Origin of the sequence: Pseudogemmobacter blasticus (genome assembly GCF_003071405.1) — a bacterium.
In the GTDB taxonomy this organism is placed as follows: domain Bacteria; phylum Pseudomonadota; class Alphaproteobacteria; order Rhodobacterales; family Rhodobacteraceae; genus Pseudogemmobacter; species Pseudogemmobacter blasticus.
Genome location: NZ_CP020470.1, coordinates 2,880,225 through 2,903,194 on the forward strand (window position 1 = coordinate 2,880,225; position 22,970 = coordinate 2,903,194).

The 22,970-nt window shown below is 68.6% G+C and carries 26 protein-coding genes; 17 read left to right on the plus strand and 9 right to left on the minus strand.

From position 1 onward, the window contains the following. The 4 genes from B6K69_RS14050 to B6K69_RS14065 all read left to right on the plus strand — a co-directional run bounded on the left by B6K69_RS14050 (nt 1) and on the right by B6K69_RS14065 (nt 3,616). A complete protein-coding gene (locus B6K69_RS14050) occupies nt 1-729 on the plus strand; it encodes a 16S rRNA (uracil(1498)-N(3))-methyltransferase (protein WP_108644222.1) in 729 nt (242 codons plus the stop codon). Beyond that, nucleotides 726-1,592 (plus strand): GNAT family N-acetyltransferase, encoded by an 867-nt coding sequence (locus B6K69_RS14055; RefSeq protein ID WP_123876572.1) that lies wholly within the window; start codon nt 726-728, stop codon nt 1,590-1,592. Before B6K69_RS14050 ends, B6K69_RS14055 begins: the two co-directional genes overlap by 4 nt. Continuing rightward, nucleotides 1,589-2,173 (plus strand): hypothetical protein, encoded by a 585-nt coding sequence (locus tag B6K69_RS14060; protein ID WP_108644224.1) that lies wholly within the window; start codon nt 1,589-1,591, stop codon nt 2,171-2,173. Before B6K69_RS14055 ends, B6K69_RS14060 begins: the two co-directional genes overlap by 4 nt. 96 nt (nt 2,174-2,269) lie before the next feature. Next, on the plus strand, nt 2,270-3,616 hold the full coding sequence (locus B6K69_RS14065; protein ID WP_108644225.1) for a glutamate--cysteine ligase: 1,347 nt from the start codon (nt 2,270-2,272) through the stop codon (nt 3,614-3,616). Here the strand turns inward: B6K69_RS14065 and B6K69_RS14070 are convergent. From B6K69_RS14070 to B6K69_RS14100, 7 genes are all read right to left on the minus strand, one after another. After that, nucleotides 3,613-4,239, minus strand: coding sequence for an NYN domain-containing protein (locus B6K69_RS14070; RefSeq protein ID WP_108644226.1), 627 nt, complete (start codon nt 4,237-4,239; stop codon nt 3,613-3,615). The two genes, B6K69_RS14065 and B6K69_RS14070, sit on opposite strands and share 4 nt — an antisense overlap. A 6-nt stretch (nt 4,240-4,245) precedes the next feature. Then, entirely contained in the window at nt 4,246-4,860 is a 615-nt protein-coding gene (plsY, locus tag B6K69_RS14075) for a glycerol-3-phosphate 1-O-acyltransferase PlsY (protein WP_108644227.1), read from the minus strand. 5 nt (nt 4,861-4,865) lie between these two features. Then, complete coding sequence (gene pyrC, locus B6K69_RS14080) at nt 4,866-6,149, minus strand: dihydroorotase (RefSeq protein ID WP_108644228.1); 1,284 nt, start codon at nt 6,147-6,149, stop codon at nt 4,866-4,868. A gap of 74 nt (nt 6,150-6,223) precedes the next feature. Continuing rightward, complete coding sequence (locus B6K69_RS14085) at nt 6,224-6,844, minus strand: aspartate carbamoyltransferase catalytic subunit (protein ID WP_123876573.1); 621 nt, start codon at nt 6,842-6,844, stop codon at nt 6,224-6,226. Next, complete coding sequence (locus B6K69_RS14090) at nt 6,841-7,284, minus strand: hypothetical protein (protein WP_107673694.1); 444 nt, start codon at nt 7,282-7,284, stop codon at nt 6,841-6,843. Before B6K69_RS14090 ends, B6K69_RS14085 begins: the two co-directional genes overlap by 4 nt. A gap of 166 nt (nt 7,285-7,450) precedes the next feature. After that, the gene (locus tag B6K69_RS14095) at nt 7,451-8,413 is read right to left on the minus strand and encodes an aspartate carbamoyltransferase catalytic subunit (RefSeq protein ID WP_108644230.1); all 963 of its coding nucleotides are present in this window, start codon (nt 8,411-8,413) and stop codon (nt 7,451-7,453) included. Nucleotides 8,414-8,469: 56 nt separating this feature from the next. Then, nucleotides 8,470-9,231 carry a hypothetical protein gene (locus tag B6K69_RS14100; protein ID WP_108644231.1) on the minus strand — a complete coding sequence of 254 codons (762 nt, stop codon included), beginning with the start codon at nt 9,229-9,231 and terminating at the stop codon, nt 8,470-8,472. A 97-nt stretch (nt 9,232-9,328) separates the two neighbouring features. Here B6K69_RS14100 and B6K69_RS14105 point away from each other — a divergent pair, with 97 nt between their 5' ends. Genes B6K69_RS14105 through moaB form a run of 3 tightly spaced genes read left to right on the plus strand, consistent with a single transcriptional unit; the run spans nt 9,329 to nt 11,314 of the window. Then, the gene (locus B6K69_RS14105) at nt 9,329-10,141 is read left to right on the plus strand and encodes a uracil-DNA glycosylase (protein WP_108644232.1); all 813 of its coding nucleotides are present in this window, start codon (nt 9,329-9,331) and stop codon (nt 10,139-10,141) included. Continuing rightward, the gene (locus B6K69_RS14110) at nt 10,138-10,767 is read left to right on the plus strand and encodes a LysE family translocator (RefSeq protein ID WP_108644233.1); all 630 of its coding nucleotides are present in this window, start codon (nt 10,138-10,140) and stop codon (nt 10,765-10,767) included. The genes B6K69_RS14105 and B6K69_RS14110 overlap by 4 nt, the downstream gene beginning before the upstream one ends. A gap of 4 nt (nt 10,768-10,771) precedes the next feature. Continuing rightward, the gene (gene moaB / locus B6K69_RS14115; RefSeq protein ID WP_108644234.1) at nt 10,772-11,314 is read left to right on the plus strand and encodes a molybdenum cofactor biosynthesis protein B; all 543 of its coding nucleotides are present in this window, start codon (nt 10,772-10,774) and stop codon (nt 11,312-11,314) included. A 77-nt stretch (nt 11,315-11,391) separates the two neighbouring features. Here the strand turns inward: moaB and B6K69_RS14120 are convergent, their stop codons facing one another. After that, complete coding sequence (locus B6K69_RS14120) at nt 11,392-12,213, minus strand: protein-disulfide reductase DsbD domain-containing protein (RefSeq protein WP_108644949.1); 822 nt, start codon at nt 12,211-12,213, stop codon at nt 11,392-11,394. A gap of 160 nt (nt 12,214-12,373) precedes the next feature. Here B6K69_RS14120 and B6K69_RS14125 point away from each other — a divergent pair, with 160 nt between their 5' ends. The 7 genes from B6K69_RS14125 to B6K69_RS14155 all read left to right on the plus strand — a co-directional run bounded on the left by B6K69_RS14125 (nt 12,374) and on the right by B6K69_RS14155 (nt 18,319). Beyond that, entirely contained in the window at nt 12,374-12,928 is a 555-nt protein-coding gene (locus B6K69_RS14125; protein ID WP_108644235.1) for a YqgE/AlgH family protein, read from the plus strand. 183 nt (nt 12,929-13,111) lie between these two features. After that, nucleotides 13,112-13,732, plus strand: a complete 621-nt coding sequence (gene rpsD, locus B6K69_RS14130; RefSeq protein WP_107673687.1) for a 30S ribosomal protein S4 — start codon at nt 13,112-13,114, stop codon at nt 13,730-13,732. A gap of 104 nt (nt 13,733-13,836) precedes the next feature. Continuing rightward, nucleotides 13,837-14,691 carry a GNAT family N-acetyltransferase gene (locus B6K69_RS14135; RefSeq protein ID WP_108644236.1) on the plus strand — a complete coding sequence of 285 codons (855 nt, stop codon included), beginning with the start codon at nt 13,837-13,839 and terminating at the stop codon, nt 14,689-14,691. 96 nt (nt 14,692-14,787) lie between these two features. Next, entirely contained in the window at nt 14,788-15,333 is a 546-nt protein-coding gene (locus B6K69_RS14140; protein ID WP_107673685.1) for a TIGR00645 family protein, read from the plus strand. An 87-nt stretch (nt 15,334-15,420) separates the two neighbouring features. Further along, complete coding sequence (gene hisC / locus B6K69_RS14145) at nt 15,421-16,506, plus strand: histidinol-phosphate transaminase (protein ID WP_107673684.1); 1,086 nt, start codon at nt 15,421-15,423, stop codon at nt 16,504-16,506. Next, entirely contained in the window at nt 16,503-17,438 is a 936-nt protein-coding gene (locus tag B6K69_RS14150) for a prephenate/arogenate dehydrogenase family protein (RefSeq protein WP_108644237.1), read from the plus strand. Before hisC ends, B6K69_RS14150 begins: the two co-directional genes overlap by 4 nt. Next, nucleotides 17,435-18,319, plus strand: coding sequence for an extensin-like domain-containing protein (locus B6K69_RS14155; RefSeq protein ID WP_228156746.1), 885 nt, complete (start codon nt 17,435-17,437; stop codon nt 18,317-18,319). The genes B6K69_RS14150 and B6K69_RS14155 overlap by 4 nt, the downstream gene beginning before the upstream one ends. Nucleotides 18,320-18,323: 4 nt before the next feature. Here the strand turns inward: B6K69_RS14155 and B6K69_RS14160 are convergent, their stop codons facing one another. Then, nucleotides 18,324-19,352: a DUF2125 domain-containing protein gene (locus tag B6K69_RS14160; RefSeq protein WP_108644238.1), complete on the minus strand. Its 1,029-nt coding sequence runs from the start codon at nt 19,350-19,352 to the stop codon at nt 18,324-18,326. Nucleotides 19,353-19,415: 63 nt separating this feature from the next. Between B6K69_RS14160 and B6K69_RS14165 the strand changes: the two genes are divergently transcribed. From B6K69_RS14165 to B6K69_RS14175, 3 genes are all read left to right on the plus strand, one after another. After that, entirely contained in the window at nt 19,416-19,949 is a 534-nt protein-coding gene (locus B6K69_RS14165) for a gamma-glutamylcyclotransferase (protein WP_108644239.1), read from the plus strand. A gap of 111 nt (nt 19,950-20,060) precedes the next feature. Then, the gene (locus tag B6K69_RS14170) at nt 20,061-21,278 is read left to right on the plus strand and encodes a biopolymer transporter ExbB (RefSeq protein ID WP_108644240.1); all 1,218 of its coding nucleotides are present in this window, start codon (nt 20,061-20,063) and stop codon (nt 21,276-21,278) included. A gap of 3 nt (nt 21,279-21,281) precedes the next feature. After that, on the plus strand, nt 21,282-22,928 hold the full coding sequence (locus B6K69_RS14175; protein ID WP_108644241.1) for a peptidoglycan -binding protein: 1,647 nt from the start codon (nt 21,282-21,284) through the stop codon (nt 22,926-22,928). The last annotated feature ends 42 nt before the right edge of the window (nt 22,929-22,970 follow it).

Here is a 22,970-nt window from a genome sequence, read left to right on the forward strand (position 1 = left end):
ATGACAGGGCCGAAGATCAGGGTGTTTGTAGATCAGCCGCTTGGGCCGGGGCAAGCCGTTGCCCTGGATGAAGCCCGGGCAAACTATCTGTTTGCCGTCATGCGGCTGGGGGCGGGCGATGCGGTGCATCTGTTCAACGGCCAGGATGGCGAATGGCGGGCCGAGGTGGCCGAGGCCGGTCGCCGGCGCGGCATTGCCGTCTGTGCGGAGCAGACCGCGCCGCAGGGGGCGCCGCCCGACCTGTGGCTGCTGTTCAGCCCGGTGAAGAAGGACCGCACCAATTTCATCGTGGAAAAGGCGGTGGAACTGGGCGCGGCCCGGCTGATGCCGGTTTCGACGCGGCACATGAATTCGGAACGGCTGCGCACCGACAAGCAGCAGGCCCATGCGGTTGAGGCGGCCGAACAATGCGGCGCGACCTGGGTGCCGGTGGTGGAAGACCTGCAACCGCTGGACCGGCTGCTGGCGGGCTGGCCCGAGGGGCGGCGGCTTTACTGGGCCGATGAGGCCCGCGCCGGGGCGGGCGGCGGCTGGGAGGCCGGATCGCCGGGCGAACCGGCGGCCATCCTGATTGGTCCGGAAGGCGGCTTTTCCGACGACGAACGCGCCCGGCTGGCGGCGCGACCCTTCGTCACGCCGGTCAGCCTGGGCCCGCGCATCCTGCGCGCCGAAACGGCGGCTCTGGCGGCGCTGACGCTGTGGCAGGCCCGATTCGGGGACTGGCGGTGATCCGTCTGGCCGTGCCGGGCGAGGAGGCGGAGCTGGACGCCTTTCTGGCGGGCCACAGCGCAACCTCGATGTTCCTGCGCAACAGTCTGGCGGCGCATGGCCTGTCGGGACCGCCGAATCCGTTTCGCACAACCTATTGGCGTTGGCCGGAAACCGGGCCGATCCGGGCTGTTCTGGGCCATGCCGCGAACGGGATGCTGCTGCCGCAGGCGACCGGGGTGCCCGAGGCGATTGCCGATTTTGCCCTGGCGCTGCGCGGGCGCACAATTGTGGGCGCGGCGGGAGAGGCCGGGCAGACCGACCGGCTGCTGACCGCGCTGCGCCTGCCGATGGCGGCGGTCCGGCGGGTGAACCATGAACCGCTGCTCCGGCTGGATCTGGCCCGCTTGCCGCCCGCGCCGCCCGATGCCGCGTCGCTGCGTCGCCCCCTGCCCGGGGACGCGACCCTTCTCAGCGGCTGGTTTGACGCGTATCTCAGGGAAACCGGGCTTGCGTCTGGCGAACCGGGGCCGACGGCGGCCCTGGTGGCCGATCGGGTTCGGGACGCGATCGCCGGCCCTGACACGCGGCTTCTGGTCGGCCCCGAGGGGCCGCTGGCCATGGCGGCGCTGAATGCGCGGGTGGCGCGGATGGTGCAGGTCGGCGGCGTGTTCGTGCCGCCGCCGCTGCGCGGTCGCGGCCTGGGGCGCGAGGTGACCCGTGCCCTGCTGGCCGAGATGCGCGCGGAAGGGATGAGTGAGGCGGTTCTGTTCGCCAATAACGAAGCTGCGGCGCGCGCCTACCGGGCGATCGGCTTTGCCCAGATCGGCTGGTATCGCATCGCCTTTTTGCGCGGCCCTTTCCGGGTCGGGGAGACGACATGAGCCTGATCCGTCCTGAAGTCACAAGCCTGATGCGCCGCTGGGTCGATCCGGCCGCCGGCCTTGCCACGGTTGCCGTGGGGGTGTGGACCATCGCGAAAGGCGGCTGGCTGCCGCTGTTTGCCGGGCTGGCCTTCGTTGCCCTTGGCGCCGGCTGGGCCATTCTTGGCCTGCGCCGCGCGCGGTTCGACATCGACCCCGGCGCGCCCGGTCTGGTTGAGGTGACAGAGGCGCGGGTGCGCTACCTGCACCCCAAGCTGGGTGGCGAAATCAGCCTGGACGATCTGGCCGAACTGCGGCTGACAAAATTCCGGGGCCGCCAGATGTGGCGGCTGAACGAAACCAATGGCCGCGCCCTGCTGATTCCGCTGGATGCCGCCGGGGCGCCGGCGCTGTTCGACACGTTTTCGGCGCTGCCGGGCCTGTCGTCGGCCGCGCTGGTGGCCGCGCTGCAAGGCAAGTCGCCCGAGCCCGAGGAAGACCTGTCGCGCCTGCCCACGCTGGCGCTGGATGAAACGCGGGTCTGGAGGCGGCCCGTCAGCAACGTCATCAGCTTTCGTGATGCGGGTGCTGGCCGGGCTTGACAGGCCGGGCGCGCCGCTCCACCTCTTGCCATCCCGAGACGCACTCTCCCCAAGGGTGCGGACCATGACCCTGCAAGAAAACCGGAGCCAGCCCTCATGTCGATTCCCCAGTCCGGCGGCGGACCGATCGAGAGCTTTGACCAGCTTGCCGGCTTCCTTGAGGCCGGCTGCAAGCCCAAGGCCGACTGGCGCATCGGCACCGAGCATGAAAAGTTCGGCTGGCTGACCGACAGCCGCACCCCGCTGCCCTATGCCGGCGACCGCTCGATCTCGGCCCTGTTCAAGGGGCTTGAGACGCGGTTCGGCTGGACCCCGGTGCGGGAAGGCGAGAACACCATCGGGCTGACGCGGAACGGTGCCAACATCAGCCTGGAGCCGGGCGGGCAGTTTGAACTGTCGGGTGCGCCCCTGACCGGCATCCATGAGGTTGCCGCCGAACTGGACAACCACCTGTCGGAAGTGGAGACTATCGCCACCCCGCTGGGCATCCGCTTCCTGTCGCTGGGGGCCGCGCCGGAATGGCGGCATGACCAGATGCCGGTAATGCCGAAAGGCCGCTACCGCCTGATGACCGATTACATGGGCCGCGTCGGCACCCATGGCACGCAGATGATGTATCGCACCTCGACCGTGCAGGTGAACCTGGACTTCGGGTCCGAGGCCGACATGGTGCAGAAGCTGCGGGTGGCGCTGGCCTTGCAGCCGGTGGCGACCGCGCTGTTCGCCAGTTCGCCGTTCTTCGACGGGGCGGCGAACGGCCACCGCAGTTGGCGCAGCCGGATCTGGCGCGATCTGGATGCCAGCCGCACCGGGATGCTGCCCTTTGCCTTTGAACCGGGCATGGGCTTTCAGCGCTATGTCGACTGGGTGCTGGATGTGCCGATGTATTTCGTCTACCGCGACGGCAAATACATCAACGCGCTTGGCCAGTCGTTCCGCGATTTCCTGAAGGGGCAACTGCCGGCGCTGCCGGGGGAAAAGCCCACGCTGAGCGATTGGGCCGACCACCTGACCACGGTTTTCCCCGAGGCGCGCGTGAAGCGCTATATCGAGATGCGCGGCGCCGATGCCGGCGACCGGCCGCATCTGGTGGCCTTGCCGGCGTTCTGGACCGGGCTGATGTATGACCAGACCGCGCTGGATTCCGCCTGGGATCTGGTCAAGGGGCTGGATGCCGAAACCCGGCAGGGCCTGCGCGTTGCGGCCTCGGTCTCGGCCCTGCGGGGCGAGGCGGGGGGCGTGCGGCTGATGGATCTGGCGCGGTCGGCTGTGGCCCTGTCCCATGCGGGGCTTGCCGCGCGCGGCCTTGGCGAGGAACGCTTCCTTGCGCCGCTGGTCGAAAGCCTGAAGACCGGCAATGTGCAGGCTGACCGCTGGCTTGCCGCCTATGAAGGTGAATGGGCCGGGTCGCTGACCCCGGTCTATGAAGCGGCCAGCCTTTAGGCTTCGGGCAGGGTCAGGTTGACCCTGCCATCCTGCCAGCCGCCCCGGATCAGGCGGCCGGGGGCGGAAAGGGCGGGATAGTCGGCAATCCGGTCGCGGAAGCGGTCATTGCTGACCACGATCGCGTCGGATTTGCTTGCGAAATCCAGCAGGAAGGGATCGGCCTGCTGTCCCCTGGGCACGACGAACACGTCCGTTGCCGGAAGGCCAAGCAGATAGGCCAGTTGCGCATCGTCCTGATAGCGATCGGTCAGCTTGTAGCCCGCATTGGCATCAAAGATCACCCCGGTCCGGTAACCCCGCGCCTGCAGGATGTCGACGGTGGCGATGACGGGGCCAAGATCGGGTGTGTTGTCGCGCCAGTGCATCACGTTCGACCCGTCAACCACGGCATAGGGGCTGTTTTCCGGGGTTCGCTTGCGCCGGACATGTGGCTTGGGCCGGACGGGCGGGCGTTTGTATTCCGGAAGCGGCTGACGTCGGACAGATGGCCTGCCCTGCGCGGGAGGTTTGCGTTGTGTGGGCGGCTTGCGCCCGGTGAACTGCCGCAGAAGGAGATAGACGAACAGCAGGACCAGCGCCAGGAGCGTGAGGATCAGCCCGTCTGACGGTTCCCACGGCATCCGGCGTCAGCCTTTCTTCTGGCCGATCTTCGGTTCGGTTCCGGCCTTGATCCGGGCCAGATTGGCGGCGTGGCGGATGTAGATCAGGATCGTCAGGACGATCACCAGAATCAGCATCTGCCCCTGCCCGAAGGCCCAGAGCCAGAGCGGAGTGACCGCCGCCGCGATCAGCGCCGCGGCCGAGGAGATGCGGGTCAGCGCCGCGCCGACCAGCCAGGTGGCGCAGGCGGCCAGACCCACCGGCCAGGCCAGTGCGATCAGCGTGCCCAGGAAGGTGGCCACGCCCTTGCCGCCGCGAAAGCCCAGCCAGAACGGGTATAGATGCCCGACAAAGGCCGCCAGCGCGGCGGTCTGCGCGGCGTCTTCGGCACCGACGAAGGCACGGGCCAGCAGCACCGCCACCGCGCCCTTGGCCCCGTCCAGCACCAGCGTTGCCGCCGCCGCCGCCTTGTTGCCGGTGCGCAGCACGTTGGTTGCCCCGATGTTGCCCGAACCGATCTTGCGCAGATCGCCCAGGCCCATGGCGCGCGTGATCACCACGCCGAAGGGCACCGAACCCAGGAGATAGGCCAGCAGGGCGGTCACGCCCAACAGGCCCCAGGATGTGACAAGTTCCGGCATGTGGCTTACCCCTCGGCCCGGAAGACTTCGACCCCGCCGACCCAGGTGGCCAGCACCCGCCCCTCCATCCGTGCGCCGTCGAAGGGGGTGTTCTTGGACTTTGACCGCAGGCGGAAGCGGTCCATCAGGAAGGGGGCGTCCGGGTCGAACAGCACCAGATCGGCCGGGGCGCCTTCGGCCAGCCGGCCTTGCGGCAGGCCCAGCCGGCGCGCGGGGTTCAGCGCCATGGCGCGGAACAGTTGCGGCAGCGACAGGTGGCCACCATGATAAAGCCGCATCGCCGCGGGCAGGAGGGTTTCCAGCGCCACCGCGCCGGGGGCGGCCTCTTCAAAGGGCAGGCGCTTCGATTCCTCATCCGCCGGGGTGTGGAAGCTGGCGATCACGTCGATCAGCCCCTCGGCCAGCGCGGCGATCACCGCCTGGCGGTCGTCTTCCGACCGTAGGGGCGGGGTCAGCTTGAAGAAGGTGCGGTAGTCGCCGACATCCAGTTCGTTCAGCGTCAGGTGGTGGATCGAGGTGCCGGCCGTCACGTCCAGCCCGGCCTCACGCGCGCGGCGCAGCGCGGGCAGGGAGCGGGCGGTGGTGATCTGGTCGGCGTGGTAGCGCGCGCCCGTCATCTCGACCAGCGCAAGGTCCCGCTCCAGCCCCATGCGTTCGGCCATGGGGGACACCGCCGGCAGGCCGCGCAGGCTGGCGAACTTGCCGCTGGTGGTGGCGGCGCCTGCGGACAGGCCCGGGTCTTGCGGGTGGCCCACGATCAGCGCGCCCAGGCTGCGGGCATAGGTCAGCGCCCGGCCAAGCGCCTTGCTGTCGGACGAGACCGAGAAGACATCGGTGAAGGCCACGGCGCCGGCATCCAGCAGGAAGCCGATCTCGGTCATCTCATGGCCTTCGCGGCCCTTGGTCAGCGCGGCCATGTGGCGGATGCGGACGGGGCTGGCCTCGGCCGCGCGGCGGGTGACGAATTCCAGCGTTTCCGGCGTGTCGATGGCGGGCAGCGTGTCGGGGCGGGCGATGATCGTGGTCACGCCCCCGGCGGCGGCGGCCAGCCCGGCCGAGCGGAAACTTTCGCGGTGGCGTTCGCCGGGTTCCCCGATCTTGACGCCCCAGTCAACGATGCCGGGCGCCAGGCATTTGCCGCCGCAGTCGATGACGGTCGTGCCTTTCGGCGGCTTCTTTCCGGTCCAGGGGCCGGCGATGCTGCCGTCTTCGGCCACCAGAAGGCTGCCTTGGGTTTCGGTCAGCGCCTCGGGGTCGATGAGGCGTGCGTCGGTGAAAAGGATGGTCATGGCGCCCTTTGCCTTGCCGCAGGGGTGCGGGGTTCATAACGCGGTGGGCGGGCCGCTGTCCATTGCCCGCGGGGTCAGCCCTTTGCCGCAGCCACCCCGGCCTGATCGCGCAGGTTGGCCAGCATCAGGCCATAGACCATGCGCGCGTCGGAAATCTGTTCGAACCCGATCCGCTGCTGCCCGACCGGGACCAGATCATAGCTGCGCGCCGATCCGGTGCCGCGCCAGCCGCGACGGGCATCAGCCTGCGATGTGGCGAACCAGACGCTGCCCGGATCGCCGTCTTCCAGCGTGGGGCGGAAGCCGGGGCCCAGCGGGTAACGGTCCAGCTTGCGTGCGCCGGTGCCGCGGGTGGCCACAAAGGCGGCGCGGTCGGTCAGCGTGTAGAAGGTGGCGCGGCGGCGGCGGGCATCGCGCAGCGGGCCGCCGATGGCCATGTTGAGCCCGACCGCCAGAAACGGCAGGCCGAACAGCGCCATGAATACGCCCGAGGCGCTTGCGGCCTGCACCATCCAGAACACCGCGAAACCGACGAAGACCAGCCCGAAGGGCGTGCGCTTGTCCAGCAGATCCTGCAAGCGCAGACCCGCGGCGGGCTGGCCTTGCCAGAGGATACGCTCTCCGGGTTCCAGAATCCCCTCCCACCCGTCGGGCACGGGCAGGGGCGGGGGTTGGGGTTCGTCTTGCGCCGTCACGATCTGGCCCGGGCGATGCGGTCTGCCACCGCGTCGGGGTCTGCCAGATACTTGATCAGATGCTTGTCGCCCGACCGGGTGATCACCTGCACCGCGCCCAGGATCGGCCGCACCGTCTGGATCGAGGACAGGGGCAGGATGCGCCCGCCGGGGCCGATCAGCCGGGTCTTCGTCAGGCGCCAGCGGTCGGACAGCGCCTCGGACGCCAGATAGGCCGCCCGCGCGCCGATGGCGAGGATGGCCCCCAGCGGGCCGGCCACCGGATAGGGGTTGCCCTGCCACATCAGCAACAGCCCCGCCGCCACCCCCAGCACCGCCGCCAGAACCAGATGCTGGCGCCAATAGGTGGTGCGGTCGGCCCGGAACTCTTCAAGCACCGTCTCGTCGGCGCCAAGATCGGCCTCGCGGGCCACGATGCTATCAGGTTCGATCCGGGCCATCGGCTATCCCATCATCACGAAAACCGCGGTGAAGACCGCAAGGAAGACCAGCACGGCCATGGCCACCATGCCGCTGGCGCGGGCGTCGGGTTTCGCAGGCTTGCGGCCGGGATCATCGCTCATTGCGGGATGCCCCTGGTCAAGCGGGGCGCCGCGCCTGCCCGGATCATACCAGCGTCTCCACGATCCGCCGCCCGCGTTCGGCGCGCAGGTTGCGCGCCAGCAGGTCCATGCAGGCCATCCGCACGGCGACGCCCATTTCCACCTGGTCCTGAATGACGCTGTGGTTGATGTCGTCGGCCAGCTCGCCGTCGATCTCGACCCCCCGGTTCATGGGGCCGGGGTGCATGACAATGGCATCCGGCTTGGCATGGCTCAGCTTTTCCGCGTCCAGCCCGAAGCGGTGGTAGTATTCCCGCATCGAGGGGATGAACCCGCCGTCCATCCGTTCCTTCTGCAAGCGCAGCATCATCACCACATCGGCGCCCTTCAGCCCTTCGCGCATGTCGTCGAAGACCTCGGCCCCCAGTTCGGCAAAGCCCGGGGGCATCAGCGTGGGCGGGCCGATCAGGCGCAGGTTGTTGCCCATCTTGCCCAGCAGGATCAGGTTCGAGCGGGCCACCCGGCTGTGGGCCACGTCGCCGCAGATTGCGATGGTCAGGCGTTCGACCCGGCCTTTCGAGCGGCGGATGGTCAGCGCATCCAGCAGGGCCTGCGTCGGATGTTCGTGCCGGCCATCGCCCGCGTTCAGGACGGCGCAATCCACCTTTTGCGCCAGCAGGTTCACCGCGCCCGAGGCCGCGTGCCGCACCACCAGCAGGTCGGGGTGCATGGCGTTCAGCGTCAGCGCGGTGTCGATCAGGGTTTCCCCCTTCTTCACCGACGAATTGGCCACGGCCATGTTCATCACATCGGCCCCCAGCCGCTTGCCGGCCAGTTCGAAGCTGGATTGGGTTCGGGTGGAATTCTCGAAGAACAGGTTGATCTGCGTCATGCCTGCCAGCACGTCGGACTGTTTCACCGTGCAGCGGTTCAGGTCGACATAGCGTTCGGCCAGATCAAGGACGGTGGTGATTTCCAGCGGGGCAAGCTGTTCGATGCCAAGCAGATGGCGGGCACGGAAGGCCATGGGCGTTTCCCTTCGGTTTGTCCGCTTATGACAAAGCGGGGGCGGGGGGGCAAGCGTCAGGGAAGCACCAGCCCTCCGGCGACGGGCTGGCAGGGCAGGGGGTGCGATCCGCCCGCACGCGAGAAATACATGCCCCGGAAGGACCAGCGCCAGGTCACGATCTGCCCGTCCTGCTCGGCCAGCAAAAGAAGGGGTTTGGCCGTCGTCAGGCCCATCAGCGGGCGGGCAGGGGCCGCATCGCCGCCAAAGCTCAGGCAGGCGGGGTTCTTTGTCGCGGGGGCGGGCAGGGCGGCCATGATCTGTGCTTCAAGCCGCATGGAAGTGACGCAGATCACGGCAAAGGCCAGCGCAAGGCCAAGCGCTGCACCGCGTGGGATGCCGCGCAGGCGCAAAAGGGCGAATACGGCCACAAGCACGCAGGCCCCCAGCAGACCGAGGTGGGTGGCAAGTGGCGCCCGGGTTCCAGCCAGCGCCTCGCCCAGCACCAAAGCCAGCCAAACGGCGACGGGCAGCATGGCAAACCCCGCAAGCCATGGGTCAACCGCCATGGTCCTGACCCAACCGGGCCGGACCAATCCGGTGACGCGCAGGACGAGCAGAGCCACCCCGGCGACCGCGCAGAGTTGCAACAAGCTGAAGACCAGGATTGCCAACCCGATTCCGTAGCCTGCGCCGGGATCATAGGGTGTGGGGCTCAGGAGAATCAGGCTCAGCACGGTCACGGCCACCGTTGTGGCCAGCCGCAGCCCGGGCCCGGGCAGGGCGATGACCCCGGCCAGGGTCAGGGCAAGCATCACGATCGGAACGATGTGCTCCATCGCCACCTGCTGCCACACATCCCCGCAACCGACAAGCTGCTGAGGCATCCGCGCGGGCCTTGGTTGCCCTGCTCCCGGCGGGGGCTTACCTTGCGCCATGGGAATCGCTACCGACATCGCCGAAGACTGGCACGCCGCGCTGGCCGCGCTGGCCTGGCAACTGGATGCCGGGGTGGATGAGGTTCTGGGCGATGCGCCCCTGAACCGCTACGACCTGCCGGCCGAGGCGCCGCGCCTGCCCGTGGCTGCCGCGCAGCCCGTGCCGGCGCGTCCTTCCCCGCCCGTTGCCGCCGCGCCTGCGCCCGAGGTCGATCCTGTCCGGCTGGCGCAGACCGCCGCCACCGCTGCGCAATCGCTGGACGATCTGCGCGAGGCGCTGCTGGCCTTCAACCATTGCGAGCTGAAGAAGGGCGCCCGCAACACGGTTTTCGCCGATGGCAACCCCGGGGCGCGCGTCCTGATTCTGGGCGAGGCACCGGGACGGGACGAAGATATTGAAGGCCGGCCCTTCGTGGGCCGTGCCGGGCAGTTGCTGGACCGCATGTTCGCGGCCATCGGCCTGTCGCGCCGCAGCCCCGATGCCGGGGCGGCGCTTTACATCACCAATGTCATGCCCTGGCGCCCGCCCGGCAACCGCGACCCGGAACCGGGTGAGATTGCCATGATGCGCCCCTTTGTCGAACGGCATATCGAGCTGGTCGATCCGCAGGTGATTGTGGTCATGGGCAATACCCCGCTGATCGCGCTGACCGGCAACCGCGGCATCCTGCGGGCGCGGGGCACCTGGACGCAGGCGCTGAACCGCCCGATGCTGCCGATGACGCACCCGGCCTATCTGTTGCGCAACCCGTCTGCCAAGCGCGAGGCCTGGGCGGACCTGCTGTCGCTCAAGGCAAGGCTGCGGGGATGAACCTTCCGGTCGATCTGCTGACGCTTGCCGCCTTCATCCCCGCCGGGCTGGCGCTGAACCTGACACCGGGGGCGGATATGATGTTCGTGCTGGCGCAGGGGCTGCGCGGCGGGCCGCGGGCCGGCATGATGGCGAACCTTGGCATCGCGGCGGGCTGTCTGGTGCATGTGGCCGTGGCGGCGCTGGGGCTGGCCGCGCTGCTGAAGGCCCATCCCGCCGCCTTCGAGGCCATCCGCTGGGCCGGTGTGGCCTATCTGCTGTGGCTGGCGGTCAAAAGCCTGCGGGCGGGGCCGGCGCGTCCGGGCGCGGTGGCCGCGGCGTCCTTGCCGCGCATCTTTCGCGAGGCGCTGGTGGTGAACCTTTTGAACCCCAAGGTGGCGCTGTTCATCCTGGCCTTCCTGCCGCAGTTCGTGGACCCGTCCCGCCCGGTTCTGCCGCAATTCGCGGTGCTGGGGCTGGTGTTCAATCTGGGCGGGCTGCTGGTCAACGGCGCGGTGGCGCTGACGGCGGCGGGGCTTGGCGCAAGGCTGGCGCGGTCGGCCGCGCTGTCGCGCGGGCTGGGGCGCGTATCGGCCGGGATCTTTGCGCTGCTGGCGCTGCGGCTGGCGGTGATGGAACGGGGGTAACGACATGGGCCGCATCGACGAGACCCGCGATTTCATTCCGGTCCGCATTGCCGTTCTGACGGTCAGCGACACGCGAACAGCCGGGGATGACCGCTCGGGCGATACGCTGGTGGAACGGCTGACGGGGGCCGGCCACCACCTTGCCGCGCGCGACATCGTGACCGATGACCGCGACAGGATCGCCGCCCGCCTGCGCGACTGGATCGCCGATCCCGGGGTGGATGTGATCCTGTCCACCGGCGGCACCGGGCTGACCGGCCGCGATGTCACGGTCGAGGCGCATCGCGACGTTTATGAGAAAGAGATCGAGGCCTTCGCCACGGTGTTCACCATGGTCTCGATGCAGAAGATCGGCACCTCGGCGGTGCAAAGCCGGGCCACCGGCGGCGTGGCGGGGGGGAAATACCTGTTTGCCCTTCCGGGCAGCCCCGGCGCCTGCCGCGATGCCTGGGACGAAATCCTGGTCTGGCAACTGGATTACCGCCACCGCCCCTGCAACTTTGTCGAGATCCTGCCGCGCCTTGAGGAACACAAGCGCCGCAAGTGATCTGGCGGGGTCGTTCCACCGTTTCATCTGTCCATAAATATCCCGGGGTGCGGGGGCTGGCCCCCGCTTCTGGCCGGTCAGGGGGCGGGGCAGCCGGCAATCTCGATCGCGCCGCGGTCGTCGATCACGGTCACGGTGACGCCAGAGCGGTTCAGCGCGAAGGGCGCGCCCGAGGGTGGCACCAGTTCGGTCACCGCAACCAGCTTGCCGCCCTGCCGCCGGGACACCGCTTCGGCGACCCAGACCGAAGGATCGGCCGTCTCGAACGCCACGGTTTCGCGCCCGCCGCGGGCCGGCAGGTCCAGCGTGGCGGTCAGGCGCAGACCGTCCTTGATCGGCTCGACCTTGCAGCCGATGGTCTTCAGCCTGGCCTCTTTCGCGGTCTTGGGTCGGGCGGCCAGCGCGGCCCGGATCGTGGCATCCTGCGCCCCGGGCGAGGGCAGCGCCGCCTGGAACGCCAGCGAGGCCGGCATACAGATGTCATGGCAGACGCCCAGTTCGACCTGTGCCGACAGGATCACCGGCTTCGACGGATCGAGGGCCACGATCTCGACCGGCAGCACAAGCTGATCATGGTAGCCGATGGTCTGCATCCCGTTGGTGCGGAAGACCGAGGGCGCGGGCCAGTGCAGCCGCACCGCGCGCAGGTTCTGCGACCCCGACCAGTCGAACTGGGGCGGGATGCCGGCATCGCCGGGGCTGCGCCAATAGGTTTTCCAGCCGGGCGCCAGGTCCAGCTTCAGCGCGGTCATATGGGCGCCGCTGTCCATCTTCCACCCGGTCAGCAGGTCAGCCGACAGAACCTGATCCTGCGAGGTGACCTCGGCGCGGGCGGCGCCGGTCGCCATCAGGGCGAGCAACAGAAGGCAGGCGGAACGGGCAAGGGCGCGAATGATCATCATCCAAGCATAGGCGGTGTGGCGCCTTGCGGAAATCACAACCCGGCGACAGATCGCGTGATGTGGCCCGCAAGCCGCAGGACAGGGCTTGAGGCCGCGCCCGCACCGGCCCACATTGGCGCAACAAGCGGTGGCCAGCGCCCGCCGTGAAGGGAGAGCCATGGACCTTGCCGGCAAGATCCTGATCGCGATGCCCGCCCTGGGCGACCCGCGCTTCGCGCGCAGCGTCATCCTGCTTTGTGCCCATTCCGGCGAAGGGGCCATGGGGCTGGTGGTCAACCATCCGGCTGAGGCGACACCCTTTGCCACGCTTCTTGAAACGCTGGGTATTCCGCGCGGGGCGGACGCCCGCGATATTCGTGTGCATCTGGGCGGCCCGGTCGAACGCGGCCGGGGTTTCGTGCTTCACTCGGATGACTGGGCCTGCGGCGAGGGGTCGATGGTCGTGCCGGGCGGGCTGCGGATGACGGCAACGCTGGAGGTGCTTGAGGCGCTGGCCTCGGGCGGGGGGCCTGCGCAGGCGATGCTGGCCTTGGGCTATTCCGGCTGGGGGCCTGGCCAGTTGGAAGGCGAGATCCGCCGCAACGACTGGCTGGTGGCCGATCCGCGCGACGAGGTGATCTTCGCGCTGCCCGATGCCCAGAAATGGTCCAGCGCGCTGCGCAGCCTTGGCATCGACCCGCTGACGCTGTCGCCGATGGCCGGGCGGGCGTGATGGGAATTGAGGTTTGGCGGGGCTGTTGACTCTGCCGGTTCGGGCTGTATAAGCCGCTCCCTGTCCCGGGTCGAACACCCGGGGCTTTTCATTGGTGTTGGCGGCTCCCGCAAGGGACGGCCTGTCGCCGGGGAGACCCGGAGAGGACAACGCCCTTCTGAAACGCAAAGAAGGAGATCAGGGGTGACCAAACGCACCGCTGCCAAATACAAGATCGACCGCCGCATGGGCGAAAACATCTGGGGTCGTCCGAAGTCGCCGCTGAACAAGCGCGAATACGGCCCGGGCCAGCACGGCCAGCGCCGCAAGGGCAAGATGTCCGACTTCGGCACCCAGCTTCGCGCCAAGCAGAAGCTGAAGGGCTATTACGGCGACCTGACCGAAAAGCAGTTCAAGCGCATCTATGCCGAAGCTGCCCGGGTGACCGGCGACACCGGCGAAAACCTGATCGGCCTGCTGGAGCGCCGCCTGGACGCCGTGGTCTACCGCGCCAAGTTCGTGGCGACCATCTTCGCCGCCCGCCAGTTCGTGAACCATGGCCATGTCACGGTGAACGGCAAGGCCGTGAACATCGCGTCCTACCGGGTCAAGGAAGGCGACGTGGTGGAAGTGCGCCAGAAGTCGAAGCAGATGGCCGCCATCACCGAAGCGCTGGCCCTGACCGAGCGTGACGTGCCGGACTATGTGGAAGTTGACACCCACAAGCTGACCGCCAAGTTCGTCCGCACCCCGGGCCTGGGCGACGTGCCCTATCCGGTGCAGATGGAACCGAATCTCGTCGTGGAATACTACGCGAAGAACTGATCCGATCCGGCCCCGGGCCGGAGACGAAGGCCGCGCCCGTGGGCGCGGCCTTCTGCATTTCGGGGGCGCCCGCGCGCGGCCCATGTCAGCACAGGAGCAGCGCAATGTCCGGGGATTTCCAGGTGGTGCCGTTGTGGACCCGTCCGCTGGCCGAGATCTGCGCCATCCTGAATTCGGGCTACGAAGGCTATGTCGTGCCGGTGCGGTTCGACGAGGCGGCACTGATGCGGCGGGTGCTGGCCGAGCATATCGACCTGTCGGCAAGTGGCCTTCTGTCTGCGGGCAAGGCCGGTCCGGCCGGCATCCTTCTGGTCGCCCGGCGCGGCCGGATCAGCCGGATTGCGGCGCTTGGGCTGCGGCCGGCCTGGCGCGGGGCCGGGCTTGGGGGCCGGGCCGTCCGCTGGGCCATCGATACCGCGCGGGCGCGGGGCGATTCGGCGCTGATCCTTGAGGTGATCGAGGGCAACGATCCGGCGGTGGCAACCTATCGCAAGGCGGGGTTCACCGACCGGCGACGCCTGGTGAGTTATTCCCATCCGGGGGACGAGGGCCGGGATGCCGGGGCGGCGCAGGCCGTCAGCCCGGCCGAGGTGCTGCCGCTTCTGCTGGGGGCCTGGCCGGCCGGAGCAAGCTGGCAGACCGATCCGCGCTGCCATGCCGGTGCCGTGGCGCCGGTCGAGGCGTTCACCGATGCGGCGGGGGCGGCCGCGGCTTTGGTGGACCGGACAGGCCCGGCGGCGCGGCTTCTGGCGCTGGCGGTGAGGCCCGAGGCCCGGCGGCGCGGTGCCGGGCGTGCCCTGATGCGGGCGGCGATGGCGCAGACGCCGGGCAAGCCCTGGACGATCTCTGCCACCCTGCCCGAGGGCATGGCAGAGGGGTTCCTGCAGGCTACGGGCTGGACCCGGACGCCCCTGCGCCAGATCGAGATGGAACATCGGCTGGACGGCGCCGCGCCGTAACGGGCAGCGCCGGGCCGGAAATCATGTATTCCTGCCTTGCGTTTGGCGCAGGCCAGACTATCTGGGGCCCGAGCACAGCCGGAGCCCAGACCCTTCATGCCAAACCCTGTCGAACGCACTTTCGAGCGGATTCTTTTCGCCAGCCGTTGGCTGATGGCGCCCATGTACCTGGGCCTTGTCGCGGCCCTGGGGATGCTGACCTTCATCTTCGCGCGCGACCTGATGTATTATCTGCCGAAGCTGATGACGATGAAATCGGAACAGGTGATCCTGGTGGCGCTGACGCTGATCGACCTGACGCTGGCCGCGAATCTGGTGCTGATCGTGATGTTCTCGGGCTATGAGAACTTCGTGTCGAAATTCGACATCGGAGACGAACAGGACCGGCCCGACTGGATGGGCAAGGTCGATTTCGGCGGGCTGAAGATGAAGCTGATCGCCTCGATCGTGGCGATCTCGGGGATTCACCTGCTCAAGCGGTTCATGGAGATTCAGGACATCGAAAAGGCCGCCGTGTTCGGCGCGTCCGAGCTGTTCTGGCTGGTGGTGATTCACCTGACCTTCGTGCTGTCGGGCGTGCTGATGGCGCTGATGGACTGGTTGCAGGCCAAGGCCTACGGCAGCAAGTACGTCGGAAAGTAGCCCCGGCGCGACCAGGGCTTTGACATCAAGGGTCTGGCCTTGCGCCACCGGGGCCGGTATTAGCCGGGCAAGTTCTGGAGAAGCCCCATGTCTGACGCCATTCGCCCGCAACCCGGCATCCTTGACATCGCCCTGTATGAGGGCGGCAAGGCGCATGTCGCGGGGGTGCAGAATGTCGTCAAGCTGTCGTCGAACGAAAATCCGTTCGGCGCGCCCGACCGGGCCAAGGACGCCTATCTGCGGGCGGTGCACCAGTTGCACCGCTATCCTTCCACCGATCACGCGTCCTTGCGCAACGCGATTGCCGAGGTGCACGGGCTGGATGCCGACCGGGTGATCTGCGGCGTCGGGTCGGATGAGGTGATCCAGTGGCTGGCGCAAGCCTATGCCGGCCCGCGCGACGAGGTGGTGTTCACCGAACACGGCTTCCTGATGTATCGCATCAGCGCCCTGGCGGTGGGGGCCACCCCGGTCGAGGTGCCCGAGCGTGAGCGGGTGACCGATGTCGATGCCATTCTGGCTGCTTGCAGCCCGCGCACGCGGCTGGTGTTCATTGCCAACCCGAACAACCCCACCGGCACGATGATCAGCCCGCCCGAAGTGGCCCGGCTGGCCGAAAAGCTGCCGAAACAGGCGATTCTGGTGCTGGACGGGGCCTATGCCGAATATGTCGAAGGCTTCGACGCCGGGCTGTCGCTGGTCGAGGCGCGGTCGAACGTGGTGATGACGCGGACCTTCTCGAAGATCTACGGTCTTGGCGGGCTGCGGATCGGCTGGGGCTACGGGCCGAAGCCCATCATCGACGTGCTGAACCGCATCCGCCAGCCGTTCAACCTGTCAAACGCGCAGCTTGATGCCGCCGAGGCCGCGGTGCGCGATCAGGACTGGGTGGCGAAATGCCGGTCGGAAAACGCCCGGATGCGCGCCTGGCTGGCCAATGCGCTGGCGGAACATGGCGTGCCTTCGGACGTGTCGTCGGCGAATTTCATCCTGGCCCGCTTTGCCAGCGTGGAAGAGGCCGAGGCTTGCGATACCTTCCTGCAAGGCCAGGGCCTGCTGGTGCGCCGCGTGGCCAGCTACAAACTGCCCCACTGCCTGCGCATCACCGTGGGGGATGAAGCATCGTGCCGCCGCATCGCCCATGCGGTGGCCCAGTTCAAGGGAACGCGATGACCGTGATCTATGACCGCGTGGCGCTGATCGGGCTGGGTCTGATCGCCGGTTCGATGGCCCATGCGATGCGGGCCGGTGGCCTGGCGGGCGAGATCGTCGGCTATGCCCGCTCGGCCGAGACGCGGACGGTGGCGCGCGATCTGTTCTGCGACCGGGTGTGTGACACGGCGGCCGAAGCGGTACAGGGGGCCGATCTGGTGGTTCTGGCCGTGCCCGTGGGCGCGATGGAGGCCATCGCGATCGAGATCGCCCCGCATCTGAAGCCGGGCGCGGTGGTCACCGACGTGGGGTCCGTCAAGCAGGCGGTGGTCGAGGCGGTGGCGCCGCATATCCCCGCCGCTGTGCAGTTCATTCCCGGTCACCCGCTGGCGGGAACCGAATATTCCGGCCCCCGGTCGGGCTTTGCCACGCTGTTCCAGAACCGCTGGTGGCTGTTGACCCCGCTGGAAGGCACCGATCCGGCGGCGCTGGCGCGGCTGCGGTCGTTGCTGGAGGCCATGGGCGCCAATGTCGATGAGATGGACGTGGCGCGGCACGATCTGGTGCTGGCCGTGGTCAGCCACACGCCGCACCTGATTGCCTATACCATGGTCGGCGTGGCCGATCACATGCGCCGGGTGTCCGAACAGGAGGTCGTGAAATACTCGGCCTCGGGCTTCCGCGACTTTACCCGGATCGCGGCCAGCGATCCGACGATGTGGCGCGATGTGTTCCTGACCAACAAGGATGCGGTTCTCGACATTCTTGGCCGGTTCACCGAGGAGTTGTTCGTGCTGCAACGGGCCATCCGCATGGGGGATGGCGACCATCTGCACGCCTATTTCACCCGCACCCGGGCCATTCGCCGTGGCATCATCGAGGCCGGGCAGGACACGGCCGCCCCCGACTTTGGCCGCGGTGTCGATCCGGCCAAGGGAACGGCGGGCGAATGAGGGCGGCGCTGGCGGTTGTCCTGACGCTGCTGTCCGCCCCGCTGGCGGCGCAGACGATGGACCGCTCACCCCGGCCCGTGCTGAACCCGGTCTATGCCACGGCCGCCCCCGCCGCCACGCCCGCCGCACCCCCGGCGGCCGAGGAGGGGACGCAGGCGGTGATCGCGGCGTCGCTGCGGCCGGCGCCGCGCCCCGGCGGTCTGGAACAGAAGGTTGCCGCCGCCCGCAAGGGGCAGGGCGACGAAGGGCTTGATCTGCTGGGTCTGCGCCCCGGCGGCAGCGCGGTGGAAACCGCCAGCGCCCCGGCCCCCGAACTGACCCCCGAACCGGCGCCGACCGGCAAGAAGAAACGCAAGAAAGACCGCGAAACCGTGTCGAAGAAGGGCTCGGTCTGCGGGGTGGCGGCGATCAAGGGCGAAAAGATCGCCCCTATCAAGGCCAAGGTGAAGGGCTGCGGCTTGGCCGATGGCGTTCGCGTGACCAGCGTTTCGGGTGTGCGGCTCAGCCAGGCGGCCACCATCGACTGCGACACGGCCCGCGCGCTGAACACCTGGGTCGATCAGGTGTTGCAGCCCAGCTATGGCAATTCGGTGGTCGAACTGAAGATCGCCGCGCATTACATCTGCCGCCCGCGCAACAACAAGAAGGGCGCCAAGATCAGCGAACATGGCCGGGGCAAGGCCGTTGACGTGGCCGGCTTCGTTCTGAGCAACGGCAAGACCCTGTCTGTGGCGCGCAACTTCGACCGAACGATGCGCCGCGCCTACAAGAGCGCCTGCGGCATCTTCGGAACCACGCTGGGGCCGGGGTCGGACGGCTATCACGAAGACCACATGCACTTTGACACGGCCAGCCAGCGCAACGGGCCCTATTGCCGCTGACCGCTCAGCCGGTGGGCGGGTGCATCTGCGGGGCCGGACCCAGCGGGAAGGGGCCAAGGCTCATCCGGCCGTCCTGCAAGACCAGCGGCAACTTCAGCACCGCCGGATCAGGCGTCTGCCCCGCCAGCGCCCGCAGCATGTTGCCCACCGTCGGGCCGACACCGGGCTGAACCACGCCCGCCGCCACCAGCAGGCCGGGCAGCCGGTCCCAGTTGGTCAGCGCCAGTTCGATCCGGCCGGCGGCGAAACCCTGGGCGTCGGCCTGAACCGTGCCGGTGGCGGCAAGGGACAACTGGCCCCAGGTAAAGCCGGCTTCGGCAATCTCGACCGTGTTCAGGAGGGGCTGGCGGTCTGCCGCGTGGCGGTCCAGTGGGGCGCTGAACTGCAGGTGGATCGTGCCGGCCAGAGCTTCCACCGCATCGGGGAAATCGGGGTGCGGCAGGTCGGGCAGGGTTACGGCCCGCACCCGGGCCAGAAGGGCGGGGTCGGGTGTCAGCGGCGCCAGATCGAAGGTCAGGAGATAGCCGCCGGGCGGGCTGTCCGGGTCAACCCGCAGGGTCACCGCAAACTCGCCAAGCCCCAGTGTCCAGCCCGCGTCCGAACGCAGGTCAAGCCGGTCGCCGGTCAGCGTCACCTCGGTCAGCGGCACATCGGGCGAGGGGGCCGAGCCAAGGGTCGCGGCCAGCGCCTGCCCGGTGACGGTGACCGTCTCGCCCGGCAGGGTGACGGTCTGGGTGGGCGGCAGGGCGGCGGTCAGGTGCCAGGGCTTCCAGCTTTGGGCAAAGACATGCAGTTCGGGCGCAAGCCAGCCCGTTCCGGTTGCCGGATCGGCCAGCCGCAGCCCGGTGATCCCCAGATCGAACCGGCCCGGAAAGCCCGTCACCGCCAGCGCCGTCTTTTCCGCGGTGATCCCGTGCGCCGCCTGTTGCTGGAACCAGCCCTCGACACCGTCATGGATCAGCACCGATCCGCCGTACCAAAGGCCGCTCCACAGCAGCGCGCCGATCCCGGCAAGCCATCCCAGCCAGCGCATCGCTTTCCCCTTTTCCTGCCGCCTTCCCCGGTGTTTACAGGGGGCCGCACAGGAGGGCCAGCTTTGGACGATGCGCTTTGGGTCTTCGGCTATGGATCGCTGATCTGGAACCCGGAATTTCCGGTGGCCGAGCGCAGGCTGGCGCGGGCAACCGGCTGGCACCGCAGTTTCTGTATGCGGTCGATCCACCATCGCGGCAGCGAGACGGCGCCCGGTCTGGTGCTGGCGCTGGACCGCGCGCCGAAGGCCGCCTGCGATGGCGTGGCCTTTCGCGTGGCGCCGGGAGAGGAAGCCGCAACGCTGGCCGCGCTGCGCGAACGCGAGCTGATCTCCTCGGCCTATCTTGAGGAATGGCTGGATCTGGATACCGCCACCGGCCCCCTGCGGGCGCTGGCCTATGTGATTGACCCGGTGCATGTGCAGTATTGCGGCGGCCTGCCGCTTGAGGAACAGGCCGAAATCATTGCCCATGCCCATGGCGGGCGCGGCCCGAACCGCGATTATCTTTGGGCCACGGCCGCCCATCTGGCCGAACTGGGCATTGCCGACCCCGATCTGGAATGGCTGTCGGCCCGCGTGCGCGCGCTGGTGGGTTGAAGTCCCCTGCGGCAACTGGCCCCCTGCACGCAGAGGGCGATTTGAATTGGCAGCGCGGGTCGATCTGCTAGTCTGCGCGCAAGATCAACAACAGGGCAGTCCGTTCCGGCCATGAGAGCAGATCAGGCAACGCCGGGCACCACGTTCAGCCAGCCCATCCGTGCCCTGACCACCATGCTGGTGGTTTGCGCGCTGGTGGCAGCTGCCGCTTGGGCCATGCACGGACAGATCGCCGGCATTGTTGCCGCCAACCCGGTGCTGAACGGGCTGATCGCCTTCGTCTTCGTGCTGGGGGTGCTGACCTGCTTCTGGCAGGTCTGGAGTCTGGCACAGTCGGTAAGCTGGATCGAAAGCGTGGTGCGCGGCAAGCCCGGCGCGGCCGAGGCGACGCCGCCGGTGCTGCTGGCGCCGCTGGCGGCGCTGTTGCAGGCGCGCGGCAAGGCCCGGTCGATGACCATCTCGGCCACCTCGGGCCGGTCGATCCTGGATTCGGTCGCCCAGCGGGTGGACGAGGCGCGCGACATCACCCGCTATCTGGTGAACCTTCTGGTGTTCCTGGGCCTGTTGGGCACCTTCTGGGGGCTGGCAACCACGGTGCCCGCCGTGGTGGAAACCATCCGCGGGCTGGCCCCGAAGGAAGGCGAGACCGGGATCGAGGTGTTTTCCAAGCTGATGGGCGGGCTGGAAAGCCAGCTTGGCGGCATGGGCACGGCCTTTTCGTCCTCGCTTCTGGGTCTGGCCGGGTCGCTGGTGGTGGGGCTCTTGGAGCTGTTCGCCGGCCACGGCCAGAACCGTTTTTATCGCGAGCTTGAGGAATGGCTGTCCTCGATCACCCGGATCGGCCTGTCGGATGGCGATGGCAATGCCGACCAGTCGGTGATCGTGCAGGTGCTGGACAATCTGGCCGGGCAGATGGAGGCGCTTCAGGCGCAGGCCGAGGCCGGCCGTGGTCTGCTGGACGGGCGGCTTGGCGGGCTGGGGCAGTCGCTGGACCGGCTGGCCACGCGGCTTGAGGCGCAATCGGGCGACAGCGCCTTTCTGCAACGCATGGCCGAGGGGCAGGACCGTCTGGCCGAGGCACTGGCGCGGCTGGCCGAGGGGCAGGATCGGCTGACCGCCACCCTTGCCGCCGCCCGGCCCGCCGAGGACACGGGCGAAGACCCCGAAAGCCGGATGCGCCTGCGGTCGATCGACGTGCAGCTTCTGCGGATTCTGGAAGAAATCAGTGCCGGGCGGGAAGAGGCGCTGGCCGATCTGCGTGCCGACCTGGCCGCGATGACCGCCGCCATCCGGCAGGCGGCCCGCACCCCCCCGGCCCCGCGGGGGTAAGCCATGGGCCTGTCGCGCCGCCGCGATTCCAACATGATCTGGCCCGGCTTCGTGGATGCCGTGACCACGCTGCTGATGGTGATGATGTTCGTCCTGACCATCTTCACGCTGATGCAGGCGGTGCTGCGCGACACGATCACCACAAAGGACAACGAGCTTTCGGCGCTGAACGAACAGGTGGCCGCGCTGTCGCAAGCCCTTGGTCTGGAACGAAATCGCGCCAGTGATCTTGAGGCGCAGGTGGGCCGCCTGACCACCTCGCTGGCCGAGGCCGAGGCGGCGGCGGTGCGGCAGGACGGCGTGATCGCGGGCCTGCACGCCGATCTGGCCACCCGCAGTTCCGAGCTTTCGGCCGCCGCCGCCAGGATCACCGCCTTCGAAGCCGAGGTGGCGGCGCTGGTCGCTGACCGCGACAAGGCGCTGTCCGATCTGGCGCTGGTGACGAAGGATCGCGACAGCACCGCCGCCCGCGCCGAAGGTCTGGCCGCGACGGTGGCCGAGCTTGAGGCGGCGAAGGCAAAACTGATCTCGGACGCCGAGGCGATGCAGATCGTGCTGGCCAAGGCGCGCGAGGAAATCGACGCCGGGGCCGAGACAGCGCGGCTGGCAGCGGCCCGGACCGAGGCGCTGGAGGCGCTGGTGGCCGACCTGCGCAAGAAGGGCGAGGCCGACGGCGCGGCGCTTGAGGCGGCGAAGGTCAGCGTGTCCGAGGCGGAGGCGCGGCGGCTGGCGGATGCGGCGGCGCTGGAGGAATTGCGCAAGCGGTTGGCGGGGTCGGAAACGGAGCTGACGGCGATGACGCTGGCGCTGGAGGCCGAACGGCTGAAGGCCGAGCAGACGCTGACGCTGCTGGCGGCGGCACGGGCGGCGGCCAGCACGACCACCGGTGAGAAGGACGCGGCGCTGAAGGCGGCCGAGGCTGCGCTGACCGCCGAACAGGACAAGGCGCTGAAAGCCGCGCGCGAGGTTGAACTGCTGAACCGGCAGATCGCCGATCTGCGCGGCCAGTTGGCCGGGCTGCAAGAGGTGCTGGACGCCGCCCGCAGCAAGGACGAGGCGGCGCAGGTGCAACTGGACACGCTGGGATCGCAACTGAACGCGGCGCTGGCACAAGTGGCCGCCGAGCAGAAGAAACGCGCCGAACTGGAAGAGGCCGAGCGCAAGCGGCTGGAGGCCGAGAAGGCCAATCTTGAAACCTTCCGGTCGGAATTCTTCGGACAACTCAGCAGGTTGCTGGCCGGCCGCGAAGGCGTGCGGGTGGTGGGAGACCGTTTCGTCTTCTCGTCCGAAGTGCTGTTCCAGCCCGGTGCCGCCGACCTGTCGCCTGAAGGCAAGGCGCAGATTGCCGGCGTGGTGCAGATCCTGAACGAGATCAAGGGCGAGATCCCCGCCGGCATTGACTGGATCATCCGGGTCGATGGCCATACCGACAACCAGCCACTGTCGGGACTGGGCGAATTCAAGGACAACTGGCAGCTTAGCCAGGCCCGCGCGCTGTCGGTGGTGCGCTACATGCAGACCGACCTTGGCTTTCCGCCCGACCGTCTGGCGGCCACCGGCTTTGGCGAATACCGCCCCGTGGTGCCGGGCAACGACGAAGCCGCCCGGGCCCAGAACCGCCGGATCGAGCTGAAGCTGACCGAACGCTAAGGCGTTCTGGCCGGGTGTCAGGAAGGTATGCGGCGCGTATGC